Source organism: Candidatus Xianfuyuplasma coldseepsis (assembly GCF_014023125.1).
Lineage (GTDB): Bacteria > Bacillota_I > Bacilli_A > Izemoplasmatales > Izemoplasmataceae > Xianfuyuplasma > Xianfuyuplasma coldseepsis.
On record NZ_CP048914.1, the window covers coordinates 251,382 to 270,554 of the forward strand.

General features: G+C 40.9%; 20 protein-coding genes and 1 tRNA gene. 2 read left to right on the forward strand and 19 right to left on the reverse strand.

What is annotated here, in order from left to right; all coding sequences use genetic code 11:
- Positions 1-7 precede the first annotated feature (7 nt).
- Genes G4Z02_RS01145 through G4Z02_RS01190 form a run of 10 tightly spaced genes read right to left on the reverse strand, consistent with a single transcriptional unit; the run spans position 8 to position 9,717 of the window.
- Positions 8-1,078, reverse strand: coding sequence for a 4Fe-4S binding protein (locus G4Z02_RS01145; RefSeq protein WP_258878017.1), 1,071 nt, complete (start codon positions 1,076-1,078; stop codon positions 8-10).
- The gene (locus G4Z02_RS01150; protein ID WP_258878018.1) at positions 1,075-2,370 is read right to left on the reverse strand and encodes an amidohydrolase family protein; all 1,296 of its coding nucleotides are present in this window, start codon (positions 2,368-2,370) and stop codon (positions 1,075-1,077) included. The genes G4Z02_RS01145 and G4Z02_RS01150 overlap by 4 nt, the downstream gene beginning before the upstream one ends.
- A gap of 9 nt (positions 2,371-2,379) precedes the next feature.
- On the reverse strand, positions 2,380-3,672 hold the full coding sequence (locus G4Z02_RS01155) for an amidohydrolase family protein (RefSeq protein WP_258878019.1): 1,293 nt from the start codon (positions 3,670-3,672) through the stop codon (positions 2,380-2,382).
- Between the two features lie 14 nt (positions 3,673-3,686).
- Complete coding sequence (locus G4Z02_RS01160; RefSeq protein WP_258878020.1) at positions 3,687-4,157, reverse strand: nucleoside-triphosphatase; 471 nt, start codon at positions 4,155-4,157, stop codon at positions 3,687-3,689.
- Positions 4,126-4,971 (reverse strand): XdhC family protein, encoded by an 846-nt coding sequence (locus G4Z02_RS01165; RefSeq protein WP_258878021.1) that lies wholly within the window; start codon positions 4,969-4,971, stop codon positions 4,126-4,128. Before G4Z02_RS01165 ends, G4Z02_RS01160 begins: the two co-directional genes overlap by 32 nt.
- Before the next feature lie 13 nt (positions 4,972-4,984).
- Positions 4,985-5,605 carry a hypothetical protein gene (locus G4Z02_RS01170; RefSeq protein WP_258878022.1) on the reverse strand — a complete coding sequence of 207 codons (621 nt, stop codon included), beginning with the start codon at positions 5,603-5,605 and terminating at the stop codon, positions 4,985-4,987.
- The gene (locus G4Z02_RS01175) at positions 5,605-7,914 is read right to left on the reverse strand and encodes a xanthine dehydrogenase family protein molybdopterin-binding subunit (RefSeq protein WP_258878023.1); all 2,310 of its coding nucleotides are present in this window, start codon (positions 7,912-7,914) and stop codon (positions 5,605-5,607) included. Before G4Z02_RS01175 ends, G4Z02_RS01170 begins: the two co-directional genes overlap by 1 nt.
- Positions 7,911-8,363 carry a (2Fe-2S)-binding protein gene (locus tag G4Z02_RS01180; RefSeq protein WP_258878024.1) on the reverse strand — a complete coding sequence of 151 codons (453 nt, stop codon included), beginning with the start codon at positions 8,361-8,363 and terminating at the stop codon, positions 7,911-7,913. The genes G4Z02_RS01175 and G4Z02_RS01180 overlap by 4 nt, the downstream gene beginning before the upstream one ends.
- Complete coding sequence (locus G4Z02_RS01185; RefSeq protein WP_258878025.1) at positions 8,360-9,154, reverse strand: FAD binding domain-containing protein; 795 nt, start codon at positions 9,152-9,154, stop codon at positions 8,360-8,362. Before G4Z02_RS01185 ends, G4Z02_RS01180 begins: the two co-directional genes overlap by 4 nt.
- Complete coding sequence (locus G4Z02_RS01190; protein WP_258878026.1) at positions 9,151-9,717, reverse strand: nucleotidyltransferase family protein; 567 nt, start codon at positions 9,715-9,717, stop codon at positions 9,151-9,153. Before G4Z02_RS01190 ends, G4Z02_RS01185 begins: the two co-directional genes overlap by 4 nt.
- Positions 9,718-10,018: 301 nt before the next feature.
- Here G4Z02_RS01190 and G4Z02_RS01195 point away from each other — a divergent pair.
- Together G4Z02_RS01195 and G4Z02_RS01200 are read left to right on the forward strand one after the other, a co-directional pair.
- Positions 10,019-10,094 (forward strand) — tRNA-Thr (locus G4Z02_RS01195).
- A gap of 86 nt (positions 10,095-10,180) precedes the next feature.
- Positions 10,181-10,606 (forward strand): hypothetical protein, encoded by a 426-nt coding sequence (locus G4Z02_RS01200; protein ID WP_258878027.1) that lies wholly within the window; start codon positions 10,181-10,183, stop codon positions 10,604-10,606.
- A gap of 26 nt (positions 10,607-10,632) precedes the next feature.
- On the opposite strand, the gene tpiA is transcribed toward G4Z02_RS01200, so the two are convergent.
- From tpiA to G4Z02_RS01245, 9 genes are all read right to left on the reverse strand, one after another.
- Positions 10,633-11,391 (reverse strand): triose-phosphate isomerase, encoded by a 759-nt coding sequence (tpiA, locus tag G4Z02_RS01205; protein WP_258878028.1) that lies wholly within the window; start codon positions 11,389-11,391, stop codon positions 10,633-10,635.
- Complete coding sequence (locus tag G4Z02_RS01210) at positions 11,392-11,649, reverse strand: HPr family phosphocarrier protein (protein ID WP_258878029.1); 258 nt, start codon at positions 11,647-11,649, stop codon at positions 11,392-11,394.
- 25 nt (positions 11,650-11,674) lie between these two features.
- A complete protein-coding gene (locus G4Z02_RS01215) occupies positions 11,675-12,868 on the reverse strand; it encodes a phosphoglycerate kinase (RefSeq protein ID WP_258878030.1) in 1,194 nt (397 codons plus the stop codon).
- Between the two features lie 67 nt (positions 12,869-12,935).
- Positions 12,936-13,364 (reverse strand): competence protein ComK, encoded by a 429-nt coding sequence (locus tag G4Z02_RS01220; protein ID WP_258878031.1) that lies wholly within the window; start codon positions 13,362-13,364, stop codon positions 12,936-12,938.
- 82 nt (positions 13,365-13,446) lie between these two features.
- The gene (locus G4Z02_RS01225; protein WP_258878032.1) at positions 13,447-14,544 is read right to left on the reverse strand and encodes an ABC transporter ATP-binding protein; all 1,098 of its coding nucleotides are present in this window, start codon (positions 14,542-14,544) and stop codon (positions 13,447-13,449) included.
- 92 nt (positions 14,545-14,636) lie between these two features.
- Positions 14,637-15,203, reverse strand: coding sequence for a helix-turn-helix domain-containing protein (locus G4Z02_RS01230; RefSeq protein WP_258878033.1), 567 nt, complete (start codon positions 15,201-15,203; stop codon positions 14,637-14,639).
- Between the two features lie 11 nt (positions 15,204-15,214).
- Entirely contained in the window at positions 15,215-16,333 is a 1,119-nt protein-coding gene (locus G4Z02_RS01235) for a GGDEF domain-containing protein (RefSeq protein ID WP_258878034.1), read from the reverse strand.
- Between the two features lie 56 nt (positions 16,334-16,389).
- Positions 16,390-18,336: a transketolase gene (tkt, locus tag G4Z02_RS01240; RefSeq protein WP_258878035.1), complete on the reverse strand. Its 1,947-nt coding sequence runs from the start codon at positions 18,334-18,336 to the stop codon at positions 16,390-16,392.
- 125 nt (positions 18,337-18,461) lie between these two features.
- Complete coding sequence (locus G4Z02_RS01245) at positions 18,462-19,163, reverse strand: glycoside hydrolase family 16 protein (RefSeq protein WP_258878036.1); 702 nt, start codon at positions 19,161-19,163, stop codon at positions 18,462-18,464.
- Positions 19,164-19,173 lie beyond the last annotated feature (10 nt).

The following is a 19,173-nucleotide window of genomic DNA, read 5'->3' on the forward strand; positions in this document are numbered from 1 at the left end:
AATCACCTCACTTGAGGGCATGAGTTGGGCATTTGGAGATGCACAACCCACAACCAAAACATTTCTCTGGGTTGATCGTAATGATGTCTTCCATGGTAATGGCAAAATAGGGACATATCTTCTCGCAAAGCATACATTCCGTGCATTTTTCGACATCCAGTTCAGGAATACGGGGTTCATAGGTCACGGGGTTCTTTAGTACGGTTTGTTGTACATCTTCGATACTTGTATAGCCATATTTTTTTAATACTTTTGGCAAATCATTAATTATTTTCTTGTATAATTGCTTTCCTTTGATCAAAGCACCACTCAACATTTGAACAGCATCGGCTCCAGCTAACATAAACTCAATTACATCTTCAGCTGAGGCAATCCCCCCTACACCAATAACGGTAAAGTCCGGCATTACTTGTTTGATGGTGTACACAGTGGCTTGCGCAAGATGTTTAATCGCTGGTCCACTCATCCATACAAAGCCACTCTCTGGTGCATACTCAATTTGTCTTGTTTTCGCATTGATTTTCATTGTCGGACCGAGGCTATTGATGGCTACGAGTCCACTCGCTCCTGCAGCTTGTACTGCCTTTGCAAATGCGACCGGGTCAGGAATATGAGGACTGATTTTCATATAGATCGGTTTTTCTGTATGAGACCGAATCGTGCGTACTGTATCAGCAATCACATCAAGGTTCTTACCGACATAGTGGGTCGATACTTCAAAGGCATCCGCAAACGGATCCAGTTTCGGAATCAGATACTCCATATCCTCTTTGGTATATCCGACACTGATAATTAACGGTCGTGTTTTTTGTTTCACAAGGTTGGGTAAGAACGATTCGATCCAGGTAGATGCTGCATGTTCGGACCATAATTCAGAGTTCATAACGAATGTACGATCGCCATAAATACAAGGACGAGGAATTTGGGGTTCTTTGGTGGATATGGTTTTGGTGACAAGGGCACCAACCCCTTCACCTTGTAAGAATAGTAGTTTTTCATCATCCCCGACAATGGGTCCACTCGCAGGCATCAGTGGATTGTCCAATTGCAGTCCATCAATGGTTACTTTTAGGTTCATTGTTTCCCTTCTTTCGCTATCTTGTCCCATACACGCAGGGCTGCGTTTTGAGCTTGTTGATAGATGTCTTGTTCTTCCATTTGTAAATTTCTATTACGTAACACTTGTTGGCCATTTATAAATACATTCGATGGGTTCCAATTGGAGAATAACCCAAAGAACAAATGACCAAACATATTGTTTGTTGTCATGGGTGTTGGTGGTTGATACACAATCAGTTGTAAATCTGCGGTATAACCTGGTTGAACTCTACCGAGTGAAACACCCAATCGACGAGATGCGTACTGATAGGTCGAATCAATCATATCAATCACATCTTGAAAGTTGAATCCTATAGGTGATGTTGATTGATGATGCATCGCGTAGTATACAGCTTGATACTCACTTGTGATTTGGGTGCTAATGCCATCATTCCCAATGATAACGGGGATTCCTCGTTGTTTGAACAGATGGTAATCTGGTAAACCGACACCATTGTTCATATTTGAGGTGACATTAAACGCCATAACTGCTTTACGCTTTTTAATAATATCGAGTTCGTCGTCACTAAGGTAGATTCCATGCGCAAGAATACTGTCTTCTCGAACCAATCCAAATTGATCAAGACGCTTGACAACTCGACATTGATGATGTTTAAGCGTGTGTTCCTGATCCTCGATGCTTTCTGCGACATGAATATGAATCGGTTGATGGGGAAATGTTTCTTGGATTTGTTGCAATGTTTTGTCGGACAACGTTAACGATGCATGAAGTCCGACGAGGCCAGCAGTTGTCGCTGACTGTGAATCAACGTACTGTTGATTTTCCTTAATACAATCATCCACATCAAAGCGATCACTTGTTTCAAAGCAGAGGATTTTTCGCAAACCAATTTGAGTTAGTGCTTTATTGATTGCATCCAATGATCCTTGAATCGTACCACTGGCATGATGATCAATAATCGTCGTAGTCCCATGCTTTACATGTTCGATCCCATTGATCATCGCACAATAATAGACGGCATCGAGATCAAGATGTCGATCCAATTTCCACCATAATTGTTCCAGAAGTTCTTGAAATGATGTGGGGTTAAACGGTACGGTCATTCCTCTGGCAAATGTGCTGTAAATATGGTTGTGCCCATTGATGAAACCTGGCATCAACAACTGATGTTCTCCATCGATAATGTAGTCATAATCACCAGAGAAATCCGTCATTGCGCCAACGGCTTTAATCGTCTCATCAAAGACCACAAACCCCGAAGGAATGTAGTGATGAAAATCATATATTTGAATGTTCTTTATCGCAATCATAGGGTCACCTCATCGCTTAACTAATTGTCCAATATGGGGAATAAATGATTGATGTTTGACGACAAATTCCCCACGGGATATCGTTGATATGACGTCTCCATTTACCTCAAAACCTTCGTATATGGTGTAATCGCATGCACCATGTCCAAGGGTAATTGTACGTGGTTGTTGACGGTAGATGAATAGATCCGCATCACTACCGATGGCAATCACACCTTTTCGTGGATACAGATGATGGGCTTTGGCGACATTGATGGTCATTTTATCAATGATGTTGATACCACATTTGGTGAACAATATCCGGAAAGATTCTTCGACGCCGTTCACCCCAAGCGGTATGTTTTGAAGTAGTGTATGTTTCTTGTCAGTCTGTAGAAACGTACAATGATCGGTACCAATGGTATCGATGTTGTCGATATTGGCAATCAACAACTCCTGTTCTTGCTGTGATCGTAATGGGGGAGCCATGGTAAAGAGATATCCGTGTACGCGGTTTAACACAGAATGGTTAAACATCACATAATGGGGACACGTCTCAACGAGAAATTGCGTATGCAAAATATCGGAATACTGCTCGGATAACGCTTGAATCGTATTCCCACTCGAACAGTGCACCATGTATAGTGTTCCACCAGTCTCCCGAACAAAACCAGCAAGCTTCAATGCTTCATTTGTCTCCGCTTCAGTTGGTCTAGCTTGTGGTAGTGATTGATAGGGTAGCGATGGGTCTTTATTGATCATCTCATCGTTTTCAATATGAGCCGTAACGGTAAATCCGTGTCGTTTAGAATATCGTAACAGTTCTTGTATTTCCGGATCATACGTTCGGCGATTGGATTCGGAATAGGTCGTAAAGATTTTCACCGTTTTGAGGTGATTGTCGTTCATCGCCTGGACAATTTCTTCGATGCCTAAGGGATTACGCAAGCAAGCATGAAATGCATAGTCAATAACACTGTTTTGTGCCTGCTGTTTACGTTCTTTGTAGGTTTGATGTAATTCGGAAGCCGTTTGCGCTGGCTGCAAGAAATCAATGATTGTGGTTACACCGCCAAAGGCGGCCGCTTTTGTACCATGGTAAAAATCGTCCTTGGAGGATTGTGTCCCAAGATCGAGTTCAAAATGCGTATGGGGATCAATGATTCCTGGAAGAACCAGATCACCTTCACAATCATAGGTTTCTTTGGCCTCATATACATCTGTAGTAATGGCAGATATGATACCATCTTTGATGTATATGTTTGTCGGTACAAATTGGTTGTTTTGATAGACTAGGCCATTGATTATACGAAGATCATCCATGGACTCACCTCACGTTACACGATGTCGTAAGAAGTTATTGAAAAGGTGCTGACGACATCGTCAATTAAGTCTTTACGGACCGTTATATATGCTTCTATATCATGTTTAACAATAAACTGTAATAGCTTCGCAAAACATTTGTGTTGTAATTCTAAGAGACCAATTTCATCGAGGAAAATTGGTGATGCTCCTTGTTTGATACTGTTGATTATCTCTTGTTCAATATCTTGTAAAACGTCCTTGAAAAAGAGATAGGGACCGATTTGACAAGCAATCTCTCGATCTGTATCATGATAAAATTTCTCATGCATGACAAAGGGTCGTGTGGATAAATCACGCAATCGTAGTAGATCATACCCATGAACGGTTTGATAGTGCATTCGCTTGACACTGATGAATCCATCCCCTTGTTGGTGTTGGTGATACAAGTGTAATAGTCGACTGGATTTCCCACTATTTATTGTCCCAGTAACGATATGAATCATGTTGCACCAGCTCCCTCATATGTTTGTGGCCTTTCTTCTGATGGGATACAGCCAACATTTCACTACAGATGGAAATCGCAATTTCTGCGGGTGAACCACCACCGATATCAAGTCCAATCGGGGAATAGAAGTTCGATAAATCAATATCTTTGGAAAAGGCTTCATAGGTTTTATCCAAATAGTCCATCAACTTTTGCATCGAACACAACATCCCAATGTATTTCAGTTGAATCTTTTGTTTGATGACTTGATGGATGACGTTGTAATCGTACTTATGCGACGGGGTGCATACAATCACCATACTGTCTTCTTGTAATCCGTGTTGTTCAATGTACTGGGCAAATGGCATATGAACGAGTTCATCGGCACCATGAAACTGATCGATGACGGCTTGGCGTTCATCGATGACGGTGACATGAAAATTCATCGTTTTAAGAACGGTAGTGACCGCTTGGCCAACATGTCCCGCACCAAAAATATAGACGTATTCACTCGGTCCAATGTATTCAAAAAACAAGGTTACTTGGCCGCCACATGCCATCGGTAATGTTTCGGTATTGGGGATGATTTTACCTTCATCCAGCAAATAGGTTTTGGTTTCACTCTGTTTTGTTTGGAAAATCGTTTTACAGTATTCTCTCGCTTCGTACTCTAGGGCGCCACCACCGACGGTACCACTGGCTTCATTGTGTGCGGTAACCAGCATCTTTTTACCAACTTCGACGGGGCCTTCACCACGTTTTTCCACAACAGATACCACCACTATTGGGATTCCTTTATTCTTGTAGTCAGAGGTCATCTGGTAAATGTTCATGGGGACTCCTCCTCTATAAGGTATAGGTTAATACGAGTGCAACAAGAAATAAGAACGATGCCAAACTGAGTCGATGTGAGACTTGAGGAAGGGACACTTTTACATGGTCATTGATGACCACAAACAAGGTTCCAATCGCTCCACTAAGTAGTCCCGTGATGATGATAAAGTCGGCGATTAATGCCGGTGTGGCAAGATAGGGTGCGAGATTCCCAGTTGTCGCATATTGGAATCCCATCCACATCACAAACAACCCACGCCAAGCAATACTGGCGATTGGAAATGCGAGTAGTTTAGGAACTTGTTTATCACTGGTAAGTAGGGAGACCACAACGACAACCATCAATGCTTCCATCACGATTGAGATCATCGGATTGATCGTTTTAAAAATCGAATATTGAGGCAAGAAGAAATTCACGGATTTGATTGTTGCGGCAACAACACCAATCCACAGCAATGCTCCTTTTGATCCGGTGACGTTATACGCACGGTACAAAATCAATCCAGCAATAGGAAAGAGAATGCTTCCAGCAATCGTTGCGGGTATTAAGTGTAAGACGTATCCAAGGGTTGCTTCCACGATTCCCCAGAGGGCTCCAAAGAAAAGTATTTGTACTATAAGTTTTTTATTCATCATTGTTCATCCTTTCGTAACATCGCAAGACGTATTTTTTCGGGTGTAATTGGTAACTCTGTAATCCGTACACCTACGGCATTGTATATCGCATTGGCGATCGCGGCTGGTGGGGTATCAATCCCAATTTCACCAACGCTTTTAGCACCAAATGGACCGGTTTCTTCATAACTTTCAGCAAATTCTGTTGTTAGGTTTTTTATTTCATGACGTGTGGGAATTAAATAACTGACAAAATCATTGGTGATGAGTCGTCCCGATTTCGAATACTTCACATCTTCATAAGAGGCCATTCCGATTCCTTGAACGATACCACCTTCTACTTGTCCCCGGGCCAACATCGTATTGAGTGGCGTACCACAATCAACGATACTGGTGTAATTGTTGATGTCGTATTCACCGGTTTCGATATCAATAGTTATATCGGCATATCCCGTCATAAATGGCGGTGGCGATTTGTGGCCAACATAACTCGATGTTGCCATTAACTGACGTTGATCATCGTTGTAATACAAGCGATTGGCTAATTCATTAATTGTTAATGACTGCGTATTTGCAATGAACATTGTACCATCAAACTCCACGTCATCCACATCTGCATCGAGACGTTTTGCGGCTTCTTCAATCATCATTTGCTTCATTTTCATAGCCGCCTTATAGACCGCATTTCCACTGACATAGGTTGTACTAGATGCATAAGCACCGGTATCAAATGGCGTTAAATCACTATCGGATGAATACACAATCATGTGATCCATATCACAACCGAGAACTTCAGCAGCAATTTGAGCTAAGACGGTATCGCTTCCTTGGCCAATATCGGTAGCACCGATTAAGAGGTTGAAAAACCCATCGTCATTTAACTTGATGGTGGCACTTCCCATATCAATGTAGGGGATGCCACTTCCTTGCATCGCAATCGCCATACCAATGGCGCGTCGTTTGGTTGGTGAAATTTGTTGATAGGGATAAATCTCATTCCACTTACTAACCTCGCGACCACGATGGAGACAGTACTCCAATTTACAACTATCCATCGTCATCGCAGTTCCTTCCGTTCCTTCACCCATGATGGCGAAAATTGGCGATGTTTCTCCTTCTTTCATCATGTTATTATCACGGAACTCAAGGGGATCGATTCCAAGTTTCTCACAAAGGATATCAATGGCACTTTCTAAGGCAAAGTTTCCTTGGATTGCACCATAACCACGGAAGGCTCCGGCAGCGTTGTGGTTGGTATAGACAACATCACCATAGAAACGGACACTGTTGACTTTGTTGTAAAGTGGCAATACTTTACTACCTGCAACCATAAAGACGGTTAAGGCATGTTCACCGTAAGCTCCTGTATCACTTAAGACGTGACAATCGATGGCACGTAAGGTTCCGTCTTTGTCGGCACCAAGTGTCATCTTAATGCGCATTTTATGTCGTGTTGGACTGGCTTCAAACACTTCTTTTCGCGTGTAGACCATTTTTGCAGGTTTTCCAGTTCGCAAAGTAACAGCACTGACAAGCATCTCTCCATGCAGCGATTGTTTTCCCCCGAAGCCGCCACCAACACGGGGTTTAATTACCCGGATTTTCGATAACGGTACCTCGAGTGTTTGGGAAATAATCCGACGAACATGGAATGGTGTTTGGGTCGCACTGTACAAAACGAGTCGATTTTGGAAGTCAATGCGGGCATTTACCGTGTGGGGTTCCATCATCGCATGCATCTGTGCTTGCGTATAGAATGTTTCGTTAATTACCACATCACATTTCTTAAGCTCGGCTTCGACATCTCCTACTTCCATATGATAGCTCGCAGCAATGTTTCGTTTCGGTTCATAACCAATGGGGAACATCTCGTGAACTTCGTCTTCAGGATGAAGGACGACGTCATGATCTATGGCTTGTTCAAAATCAAGAACGGGTTGTAATATGTCGTACTCTACCTCGAGTACATCCAGGGCTTGATCACAGAGTGCTTCAGTCTTCGCCGCAACACAGGCGACTTCATCACCGACGTGACGTACGTATTGATCCAAGACAAATTTATCGTGAGGAGATGGCTCTGGATATCCTTGGCCAGCTCGGGTAAAGGGAATCCGTTTAAAATCCTTATAGGTTAGTACTAGTTCAACACCCGGTATGGATAGGGCTTTATCGGTGTTGATGTGTACAATTTTTGCATGAGGATGAGGACTACGCAACACTTTTACAATCAATGAGTTGGGTTCGGCAAGATCGTCAGTGTATGCAGGACGTCCCATCATTAACCCTTTACCATCAACGGATGGGATTGGTTGTTTAATTAGTTTCATTGGTCGTCCTCCAGATAATGTAATATCGCTTCTTGTTGTCCATGATATCCGGTACAGCGACAGAGATTTCCAACCAAGAATGCTCGAATATCCGCATCTGATGGGTGGGGATTTTCTTGTTGAAGAGCATGAACACTTAAGGCTAGTGAAGGATTGCAATAGCCACACTGATCGGCACCGTTATGTCCCATGAACTCACTCAATCGTTCGGCCTCTTTTGCGATGCCTTCTACAGTCACTACCTCTTTGCCGTCAATGGAAGCGGAAAGTATGCTACAAGAAGGAACTGCTTTCCCATTTAATAGCACAGTACAAACACCACAACTTGTGGTATCGCAGCCACGTTTGACCGATACGATGTGATGGGTGCGTAAACTATCGAGTAAGTAATCGTTGGGATGTACGTCCCAGGTTTCTTCTTGATGATTTAAGATAAAGGTAACTTTCATTGTTTACACACCTCCTTTAGTCCGCGTTTGACATAGACTTTAATGAGTAATTCACGGTATTCTTGTGAAGCACGAAAATTACTCGATACATGTATTTCTTCTTGGGCAATCTGTGCCGCCTGATCCATTACTTCATCCGTGATTGGTAAGTGGCTGTTGATGTATTCCATCGCTTTCGTAGCAATGACGGATCCTCCAGGACGAGCACCAATAGCAATCGTGCATGAATCTCCATTGACAATGGCTACATTCAATACCGCAAAATCAATCGCTGTTTTCTTCACGTTATAAAAATAACCAGGGTAATTCGTTTTCGGAATTTTGATGGCTACCAAGATATCCTTTTCAACGTGTTTGGTGTTTAAAAAGTCCGCCAATGCCATCTCTTTATTGTGATAAAACACCAATGTCGCATTCATCGCTAGGAGTGGTGTAATGATATCACTGAACGAATATTTTCCCATGATACTTCCGCCAATTGTAGCGATATTACGGACATTCATTCCCATAATCGAGTTCGCTGCTTTCGCCAAAATACCCTGGCAACATTCCTGGATGATTGGACTGGTTTCTAACTGCCTTAGTGTCGTCATCGATCCAATAACAATATTATCATTCTGTTGTTCAATCGTGTGTAGTTGTAGTTCTGAGATATCAATGATGGTGTCGACGTTTCGGTTGGTTAACTTCAACCATGCCCCGCCACCCATGACCGTATTGTCATCGTTTTGAAGTAACAATTGATACGCTTCTTCCATGGTCTGTGGTCGTTGATAGGCTTGAATTTTCACTCTACTTCACCCTTTCGTAATAACTGTTTCATATCGTGTTGATGATCAATGTCGTGGAGTATATTGGGATCATCTACTTGGATGTACTCGACGTCATATTGATCGCGAAATTCTTTTAAGTTGCTTGTAATAGGTTGGGCCAATAATTCATGATGAATCATCTCGGATATAAAGATTGGATGTCCTCGTCTTTGCTGATAAACGGGAACGCGAATCAGACCACTTCCGCGACACAACGTGTCAATGGTGGATGGTTTGACCGTTGGACAATCACCAGGAATAACCATGACATCCTGTGTTGCATGTTTGATCCCAGTTTGTACCGAACTAAACATACCCATTTCATAATTATCATTATGAACAATTTGAACCGAAGGATGCGTTAAATATGGAAGAATATAGTCTGCTGAATAATGTCCACTAACAATTATGACCTTGTTTGAAAAATCTAAGAATGGTTGAATTGTATAATATAGAAGCGGTTTATCATTCATTAATTGTGCAAGTTTATTTTCCGAATAGCGCGATGATTTACCACCTGCAAGAACAACAATATCAATCACGATCGATCACCTCCACTTTTTTTAATGTATTTTTTAGAACTGTTTACAATTAAGGTTAAGCCCTTTGTTAAGCCGTTTAAAGGTGTAAACGCTTACATATATAGCGAAAAAAATTACCTTATTTCTATTCATTATACCACAGATTGACCAAACTTTAAATATCGTAATTGATTGACAACTCTTATTCCAATAATTTCTAAATAGCTCCGGTAGATATATATTTATGAATGGTTCGTTATTTTCAAATTATTTCGTTTGCAATTCTCTGTTTTTATGGTATATTATTTATAGACTTTTTAAGGCCGAAATAGCTCAGTCGGTAGAGCAACTGTCTCGTAATCAGTAGGTCGTAGGTTCGATTCCTATTTTCGGCACCATTTTCCAATAAAAGGCTTGTTTTCAAGTCTTTTCTTTTTACGCTATATGCGATATAATGGCGATAGAAAATAATTGAGGTGATTCGATGTTAGAAAATGAAATGGCAAGTTTGGTTTTAGAAATGACTATATTCTTAGTTGGATCTTTTCTTCTGGTATACGGTATGTTATTTCTGATCAATCAGTATCACGGATTTAAATTGAAGAAACGAAAAGAACAACGAGCAATCTTGATTATGGCGACCGTATTATTCGCCTTTGTCGTCATGATGGCGGGGGGACTACTAGCCTATGATTCGGTATCACAATATTCCCAAAATGTAAATGATCAGTACGGAATCTTAATGGGGACAACCTATGATGAAGTGTACTGGGATATGCAGGATGTTCTTGCTGGGTATAACGATATTTACTCCTTCACACTGATGTTCACAAGAACCATGTCTACCTTGATTGGTAGTACCGCTGCGTATATGATCTTTGTTCGGAAAGCCCCATTACAAAAAAAATAAGCTGATTCAGCTTATTCTTTTTTTTACTATTTTTTAACAGCGGCATTCACCAAGACCAAGAAACTGTCCGGATCTAAGCTGGCACCACCAACAAGTGCGCCATCGATATCGCTCATTGAGAGTAATTCATCAACATTTGCTGGTTTAACACTACCACCGTATTGGATACGCATGGTATCTGCGGTTTCCTCATCGTACAAGTCTCGAACGACGTTACGAATGGCTTTGATGGTATCGTTTGCCATTTCAGCGGTTGCGGTTTTGCCAGTACCAATTGCCCAAATAGGTTCATAGGCGATGACAAGTTCTTTCACTTGTTCGCTTCCAAGTCCTTTTAAATCGGCAACAACTTGTTTTTTCACGAACGCATCGGTTTCACCAGCTTCTCTGGTTTCTAGCGATTCACCCACACATAGAATTGGAGTGATTCCATAACGGAATGCTTGATGTAACTTCTTATTGATTGCAGCATCGGTTTCATTGTAGTATGCACGGCGTTCACTGTGACCAATGATGACGTAGGATACGCCAACATCTTCAAGGAGTGGTGCACTGATTTCACCAGTATAAGCACCGCTATCCAAATAATGCATGTTTTGCGCTCCGATACGGAGATTATCTCCTTGACGTTTAACTAAATCACGTAACACAGGAGATTGCGCACATACAACACTTTCCACATATTCTTTTGAGGGAACTTTCATATTGACACTGTACACGAATTGCAATGCTTCATCGCGTGTTTTGTGCATTTTCCAGTTACCTGCGATAATCGGTTTTCTCATTTAATTGTCTTCCTTACTTAAGAGTTTTTGTAGTTCCCGCATTACGTCTTCGGCATCATCACCCTCGGTAATGATTTGAAGATTTTCACCACTTGGAATCGCGAGCGACAACAATCCCAATAAGCTCTTCGCATCAATCACTGTGTGTTCATATACCACTTCTACTGTGGATTGATATTTATGAGCTAATGAGACAATTTTCGCCGCTAAACGGGCATGTAAGCCGCGGGTGCTGGTTAATGTGACTTCTAGTTTCATATTGAAACACCTTCTTTATCGATTGTTATAACTCATCCACAGCAGCTACACCTGGTAAGGTTTTACCTTCCAAGTACTCTAAGCTTGCCCCTCCACCTGTTGAAATGTGGGTGAATTTGTCAGCATATCCTAATTGGATTGCTGCAGCAGCGCTGTCGCCACCACCAATAATGGTTGTAACGTTATCTAAGCCAGCTAAGATTTCGCAAATACCAATCGTTCCTTTGGCGAAGTTTGAAAATTCAAATACACCGGCAGGTCCGTTCCATACGACGGTTTTTGCATCTTCTAAAATCGCTTTGTATTTGGCCAATGTTTTCGGACCGATATCGAGTCCCATTTCATCTGCTTTGATATCGCTGTAATCGGCAATACGTGATGGTGCATCATTGCTGAATTCTTTGGTAACGTTGATATCAAGTGGTAATTCTAATTTTCCTTGTGCTTTATCTAGGATTTCTTGCGTTAACTCAAGCAAGTCATCTTCACAAAGAGAGGTACCAATTTCATATCCTTGGACTTTGAGGAAGTTGTAACTCATTCCACCGACGATTAAAATTTTGTCTGCTTTTTCAAGCAAGTTGGTGATAACACCAATTTTACTTCCGACTTTCGCACCACCTAATATAGCAACAAATGGACGTTTTGGTTCATCCACAGCACCACCGATAAACTTGATTTCTTTTTCCAATAAGTATCCTGCGGCACTTTCGTTACTGTAGGTTGCAATACCAACGTTTGATGCATGGCTACGGTGTGCGGTACCAAATGCATCATTGACGAATACATCGCCAAGAGATGCCCAGTACTTACCAAGTTCGGGATCGTTACCCGATTCTTTCTTACCGTCAACATCTTCAAAACGAGTATTTTCAAACATCAATACGTCGCCTTCTTCAAGAGCTTTAATTGCTTCTTCTAACGCTTGGCCACGAGTTTCAGGTACAAAAGTAACGTCTTGTCCTAAGTATTCTGCAAGTTTTGCAGCGATAGGAGCAAGGCTTTTTCCTTCTTTGTCTTCTTCTTTTTTTACTCGTCCTAAGTGTGAGAATAATACGAGTTTACCACCGCGACTAAGGATGTCTTTGATGGTAGGTAATGCTTGTACGATGCGGTTATCATCTGTGATAGCCCCATCAATCATGGGAACGTTAAAGTCGACACGACATAAAACAGTTTTGCCTTTAACATCCACATCACGAACAATTTTCTTTGCCATTGTATTACTCCTTTTTTATTTTTTCTACCATCATCATTATACAAGATTTTTCCAAAAAAATCTAATGTTAAACCATTGTGTAAACACTTTCTTTTTGTGAAAAATGATGAATATGAACCGCAAGCGCACTTGCTTGAGCAAGTCGTTTTTTAAAGAGTGATTTACTCATTGGAACTTCACAGGAGTTCCCACTAATAAATGTTATTTCGATCACATCGGCTTCCGTATGCCATTGATAGATATTTTGGACATTGATTACAACACATTTGGGATGACGTAAAGCATGGGTTGTAATTAAAATAACTTTCTCGTTGATATACATGGGTGGATTTTGTGTGATATGGAGAATATATCGGGCTGCTTCCAACCGACCTTGAAGCGACGATCCATGTTGTAATGCCAAATTATTGATTGTATAAAAGAGACCTTGTGCACAGATTTCCTTGTGTTCTCCTTGAAGAAGGATTCCTGCTTTATGTCTTGTTATGAAGTCCATTGTATCACCCAATATAGATACGGTTAGGGAATCCATTTTTCTTTATATTTGACAAAAAAAAACACCCAAGCGGGTGTTTTATTTATTTCAAGCGTAATTCTGTTTCTGGATCGAAGAAATGAACAGTTTCCATATCGAATGCCAATTGAATGTCGTCACCGATGTGTAAGTCTGCACGCGCACTAACTTTCGCTGTTAATGTGTGATCTCCGATTTGGGCATGAATGTTGGTTTCGGCTCCGAGTAACTCGGCAACGTCTACTTTCAACTTCACAATCGAATCTTTGAACTTCAATAGTTGTTCTTCTTGGTCATGAATGTTTTCTGGACGAACACCAAGAACAACTTCTTCATTGATTTTTTTGTTTTCTTTTAAGATTTTTAATTTGCTTTCCGGAACTTTTACAGAAATTCCTTCGCCTTTGAATGTATCTTTTTCGACTTTACCATAGATAAAGTTCATTGGTGGAGTACCGATGAATCCACCGACAAACATATTGGATGGATTGTCATAAATATCTTTTGGTGCTCCAACTTGTTGGATGTATCCATCTTTCATAACAACAATACGAGACGCCATGGTCATCGCTTCAATTTGGTCATGGGTAACGTAGATGGTTGTGGTTTCAATCCGTTCGTGAAGTTTGATTAACTCCGCGCGCATTTGAACCCGTAATTTTGCATCCAAGTTTGATAGTGGCTCATCCATCAAGAATACTTTTGCATCCCGTACAATAGCACGTCCTAATGCAACCCGTTGGCGTTGCCCACCAGATAATGCTTTTGGTTTACGGTCTAAGTATGGGGTTAATCCTAAAATATCAGCTGCGTTTTGTACGCGACGATCAATTTCGTCTTTTGGCATTTTCCGTAATTTTAATCCAAATGCCATATTGTCATATACCGTCATGTGAGGATAGAGTGCGTAACTTTGGAATACCATTGCAATGTTCCGGTCTTTTGGTGCAACATCATTAACGAGTACATCATCAATGTAGAGCTCACCAGCGGTGATTTCTTCTAATCCTGCTACCATCCGTAAGGTGGTGGATTTTCCGCATCCTGATGGACCAACGAAAACGATGAATTCTTTATCGCGAATTTTTAATGAAAAATCAAATACTGCTTGGACACCATTGTCGTATACTTTATCCAATCCTTTAAATAATAGTTCTGCCATAATTCTCTCCTTTGTATAGATATCTTTTCACTGTCCCTATTATAAAAAAAAGTACGGAATTATCCTATGTGCATTGTGCACAAAATCCGTACTTAGAATTGATATAACATATAGATGGCATTCGCCCCTTTAAATGTTTTAACATTAATATGGGTTGCATCGATGAAGTTATCGATTCGATAATTGAGCGTGTTGCGGTGCATATAGAGTTTCTTCGCACTGACTGAACTATTCATATTGTTGGTGATAAACTCACGCACAGTATGAATCACATCTGCATTGATTTGTGATTGAATATAATCTTTAACTGCTTGCTTGAACGATTCGTTTTGATAGAGTACCGCATACACGATCACATCCTCAAATTCTAGAATGCGTTGTGGCAATTGTTTGATGAATGACTTGCATTCTTCTTGAAGTGGAAACGGGGTCGTTGAATAGGGTTCTAAAATCATTGTGAACGGGGTTTTAAAATCATCGACAAGCAGCATGTACAGCTCATCAATATCCAGTGGTTCTTCATTGTAATAATCTTCATCATACAAGGTGATTACATTGTCCTCTACGGTCTCCACATGAATCATGTCACTAAGAGATGACAATACCGCAATCAGTTCATCTGGGATGTGTTCTTGATAAATATATATACGACGAAACATTCAATCATCTCCTAATCTGAGCGGCGACGTCTATAGTTTTTGTGAATTGCTTTTTGTTGGTACATTTTTTCATCGACATCACGTAACAACTCATCGATGTTTTGATGATTCGATTCTTTGGTACATAACGATCCATAACTAAATCGAATATCAATATCCGTTTGCTGCTCAATCGTGTTGTAAATTTGGGTAATTGCCTTTTGCAACAAAACATCATCACAATATTCGACAACGGCAAGAAACTCATCACCACCAACTCGTGCAACCATACTATTATCCAAAAATGCATCACGAATGGCATGAGCTAATATGATTAGAGCTTGATCCCCTGTGTGATGTCCTTGCGAATCGTTTAATTCTTTCAAGTTATCCATATCAAACAACACAACTCGAAACTGTACACCCAATTCATGTTGTGACTGCAAGTAATCCATCACTTTCTTTCGGGTAAACAAATTGGTTAAACTATCACGATTTACAGCAATGTTTTCTAAGGCAATATAACATGTCAACAATCCCAAGACAAACATTGAAAACAAGGATGTTAATCCATAGAACATCATTTGCAAACTTCCACCAATTCCTGGAAAAATCAGTAGTGCTAACAACCCACCAAAGCTTCGGTTGGAGAGTTTCTTTCTTTGAAAAATCAAGTTGAGTAGTAAAAAGATAAACATCACGTACAGAACAACCATGCTAACAACGATCCCCGATTCACGGGTAAAAACATTGTCTTGACTAACACTAAACAATATCGGAAACATGAGATTTAATGCAAGTAACATAATTGTGGTAATAATAGGATAACTATAGTACAGCAATCGTTGTAATCGCTTCAATGAGTGAAACAACTTATAATCGATAAAAATCGCCCAAATAGTAGCTATAACAGAGGTACCTAAAAACAGAATTGTATTCAAAACGATATTTAAGACTCGATATCCTGCAGTACCATCAATAAAGAATGTGATGGCTTCTATTATTAACATAATGAACGTTAAGAAAATCATAATGGCCAATATTTTTTCATGAAATGCATAAATATCACGTCGAGCCAAAATAATCAGTAACAGAATTAAGGTAATAATTGCCGCATAGAAATCAACATATGCACCAAAGTAAAGAAGCATATCAATCACCACCTGACATCTTATTATATCGCAATTATGAATAATAAAAAACCCCATTACAGGGTTTTATATAACTTCTTAACGGTTTCGACATTGAAACCAAAGTAATCAATGGCTTTAGAACCTGGTGCACTGACACCGAAGCGATCAATACCTTTGACATTTTTGGCAAACTGATACCAGAGATCAGGTGCGCCCATTTCAATCGCTAAGCGTTTGGTACAAGCCGAGGGTAAAATCGATTCTTGATACCGTTTGGATTGTTCTTTGAAGACATCCATGCTTGGCATCGAAACAACGCGTACGGCGATATTTTCTTTATCCAACGCTGCTTGAACATCGAGTGCAAGTCCTACTTCACTTCCGGTCGCAATTAAGATTCCTTCAAAATCTTTACGATCACTGATGACGTAAGCGCCACGTTTAAATTTTGAATAAGTGGTTTTCACTTTCACTGACAAGTTTTGCCGTGATAACACAATCACACTTGGATGTTTCGTACTTTCGAGTGCAGCGCGAAAGGCAAAATTGGTCTCATTCGCATCACAAGGACGATAGACATGGACATTCGGTGTTGTCCGAAGCATACTCAATTGTTCGATTGGTTCATGGGTCGGGCCATCTTCTCCAACAGCGACACTATCATGGGTAAAGACATAGATTGATGGGATGTTCATGATTGCAGCCATCCGCATTGCAGGCTTCATGTAATCGGCAAAGACAAAGAAGCCACCACTGAATGCTTTTAGACCATGCAATGTCATTCCGTTAACCATCGCTGCCATCGCATGTTCACGAACACCAAAATTGACATTACGTCCAGTGGGTGTGTCATTGCTGAAATCACCCTGGATTCCTTTGGCTTTGGTCGACTTGGTTAAGTCGGCACTACCGCCAACAAGGTGAAGGATTTCCTGACTTAGTGCCGTAATTGCTTTTCCACCACTGACGCGGGATGCTTCTTTTGTTCCGATTGTTGCTTGTGGTAATACTTTGTTCCAATCAACATCGAGGTCTCCTTGTAATACCTGATCGAACTTCATTGCAAGTTCCGGATATTCTGCACGGTATTGTTCCAGCAATGTGTTCCATTCTTGTAGTGCATGATCTCCTCGTTCTTTGGTATTCACACGGAAATCTTCATAGGCTTCTTCGGGTGCCGTAAATGCTTCATAGTGATACCCCATGCGCTCACGCATTTGATCGGTTTCTTCGATACCCAGTGGTGCCCCGTGGGTTGCACTATCTCCGGCTTTACTACTACCGTAACCGATGATGCTTTTGACTTCGATAATCGATGGCTGGTCGGTAACTCCTTTGGCGATGTTGAGTGCTTCAATCAACTCATCGGTATCATTTGCATCACGGACTTTCATGTAGTGCCAGTTCATCGCCCGGTATTTATCTTGAACATTTTCACTGTTGGCCCACTCCAGTGGTCCATCCAGTTGAATGTCATTGGAATCGTATAATACTATTAATTTTCCTAGTCCAATATGTCCCGCTAAACTAATTGCCTCTTGTGTAACCCCTTCTTGCAAGTCTCCATCCCCACAAATGACATAGGTGAAATGATCGACTACATCGAATCCGGGTTTGTTAAAGGTAGCCCCCAAATAACGTTCGGCAATGGCCATACCTGCTGCCATTGCAATTCCTTGTCCAAGTGGTCCACTTGTAGCGTCCACACCGGCTGTATGTAAATATTCCGGATGTCCTGGAGTTAAACTATTAAGTTGACGAAACTCTTTTAAATCTTGCATTGAAACTGGATATCCAGCGAGATGTAATGTCGAATACAACATCGCACTACCATGTCCTGCTGCGAGGACAAATCGATCACGGTTAAACCATAATGGCTCTGTTGGTGTTAGGTGCATAAATTTCGTATATAGCGTATGAATCATTGGTGCGGCACCAAGAACAATTCCTGGGTGTCCACTATTTGCTTTGTTGATCGCGTCCATTCCTAAGAAACGAATGGCGTTGATGGTTTTATTCATTCTCATCTCTCCTCATATTAAATCTTCATACCTATTATATACTAAGACAAATGATATACAAAAGCAATCGCGAAATTATGAAAAGATTTTCAAAAAGAAAAGCAAAATGATTGTTCATTTTGCTTTTATTGATAAACTCTTATGGCTTTAACAACCATTTCTTGAGGAAACATCGTGTAGTCTACTGCCCCACCAAAGGTGCCCCCAATGGCCAAGTTCAAGATGAGGTAATAGTCATGTGTAAACGGCCATCCACTTGGACCGGGATCTTTTCCATGTTCACCCCGTTTATAATGAGCAACGACTTCACCATCCACATAATACGTGATTTGACTCTCTTCCCATTTGAGGGCAAAGGTGTGAAAATCATCGGCAATATTCGGGAAAATATCATCGGTATAGTATTGATCATCTGGTTTGCGGTGATTGTATTTTTCCGTATGCAAACAGAAGAATAAACGGTCTTTCTTGTTCGCAGCATATTCGACAATATCAATTTCGCCACTTTTGGGCCAATGGCCATAGATTTTTTCATTGGGCATCATCCATATTGCTGGCCAAGTGCCTTTTCCACCGGGTAACTTCGCATCAATTTCAATCAATCCATAGGTAAAATAAAAATTGTCTTTTGTATCCATACGAGCACTACGTATTGTGGTTCCATCGTATGTTGCTTTTAAAACTAACCCATCCTGAAACAAGATGTGTTCCTTATCGTTTACATAGTGTTGGAGCTCACGGTTGGCCCATTTATCTCCAACACGGACATTCCAATCCTTGTCCAGTGTTGTCATGCTTGTAAAATCATATTCTTTGATTAACTTCATTGGTACTACC

Bases quoted from the DNA above. Each gene is read 5' to 3' on its own strand.
- tkt (WP_258878035.1), bottom strand. From the start codon at position 18,336: ATGAATAAAACCATCAACGCCATTCGTTTCTTAGGAATGGACGCGATC.
- tpiA (WP_258878028.1), bottom strand. From the start codon at position 11,391: ATGAGAAAACCGATTATCGCAGGTAACTGGAAAATGCACAAAACACGC.
- G4Z02_RS01220 (WP_258878031.1), bottom strand. From the start codon at position 13,364: ATGGACTTCATAACAAGACATAAAGCAGGAATCCTTCTTCAAGGAGAA.
- G4Z02_RS01210 (WP_258878029.1), bottom strand. From the start codon at position 11,649: ATGAAACTAGAAGTCACATTAACCAGCACCCGCGGCTTACATGCCCGT.
- G4Z02_RS01245 (WP_258878036.1), bottom strand. From the start codon at position 19,163: ATGAAGTTAATCAAAGAATATGATTTTACAAGCATGACAACACTGGAC.
- G4Z02_RS01230 (WP_258878033.1), bottom strand. From the start codon at position 15,203: ATGTTTCGTCGTATATATATTTATCAAGAACACATCCCAGATGAACTG.
- G4Z02_RS01215 (WP_258878030.1), bottom strand. From the start codon at position 12,868: ATGGCAAAGAAAATTGTTCGTGATGTGGATGTTAAAGGCAAAACTGTT.
- G4Z02_RS01180 (WP_258878024.1), bottom strand. From the start codon at position 8,363: ATGAAAGTTACCTTTATCTTAAATCATCAAGAAGAAACCTGGGACGTA.
- G4Z02_RS01175 (WP_258878023.1), bottom strand. From the start codon at position 7,914: ATGAAACTAATTAAACAACCAATCCCATCCGTTGATGGTAAAGGGTTA.
- G4Z02_RS01160 (WP_258878020.1), bottom strand. From the start codon at position 4,157: ATGATTCATATCGTTACTGGGACAATAAATAGTGGGAAATCCAGTCGA.
- G4Z02_RS01225 (WP_258878032.1), bottom strand. From the start codon at position 14,544: ATGGCAGAACTATTATTTAAAGGATTGGATAAAGTATACGACAATGGT.
- G4Z02_RS01165 (WP_258878021.1), bottom strand. From the start codon at position 4,971: ATGAACATTTACCAGATGACCTCTGACTACAAGAATAAAGGAATCCCA.
- G4Z02_RS01235 (WP_258878034.1), bottom strand. From the start codon at position 16,333: ATGCTTCTTTACTTTGGTGCATATGTTGATTTCTATGCGGCAATTATT.
- G4Z02_RS01200 (WP_258878027.1), top strand. From the start codon at position 10,181: ATGTTAGAAAATGAAATGGCAAGTTTGGTTTTAGAAATGACTATATTC.
- G4Z02_RS01150 (WP_258878018.1), bottom strand. From the start codon at position 2,370: ATGATTGCGATAAAGAACATTCAAATATATGATTTTCATCACTACATT.
- G4Z02_RS01155 (WP_258878019.1), bottom strand. From the start codon at position 3,672: ATGGATGATCTTCGTATAATCAATGGCCTAGTCTATCAAAACAACCAA.
- G4Z02_RS01145 (WP_258878017.1), bottom strand. From the start codon at position 1,078: ATGAACCTAAAAGTAACCATTGATGGACTGCAATTGGACAATCCACTG.
- G4Z02_RS01170 (WP_258878022.1), bottom strand. From the start codon at position 5,605: ATGAATAAAAAACTTATAGTACAAATACTTTTCTTTGGAGCCCTCTGG.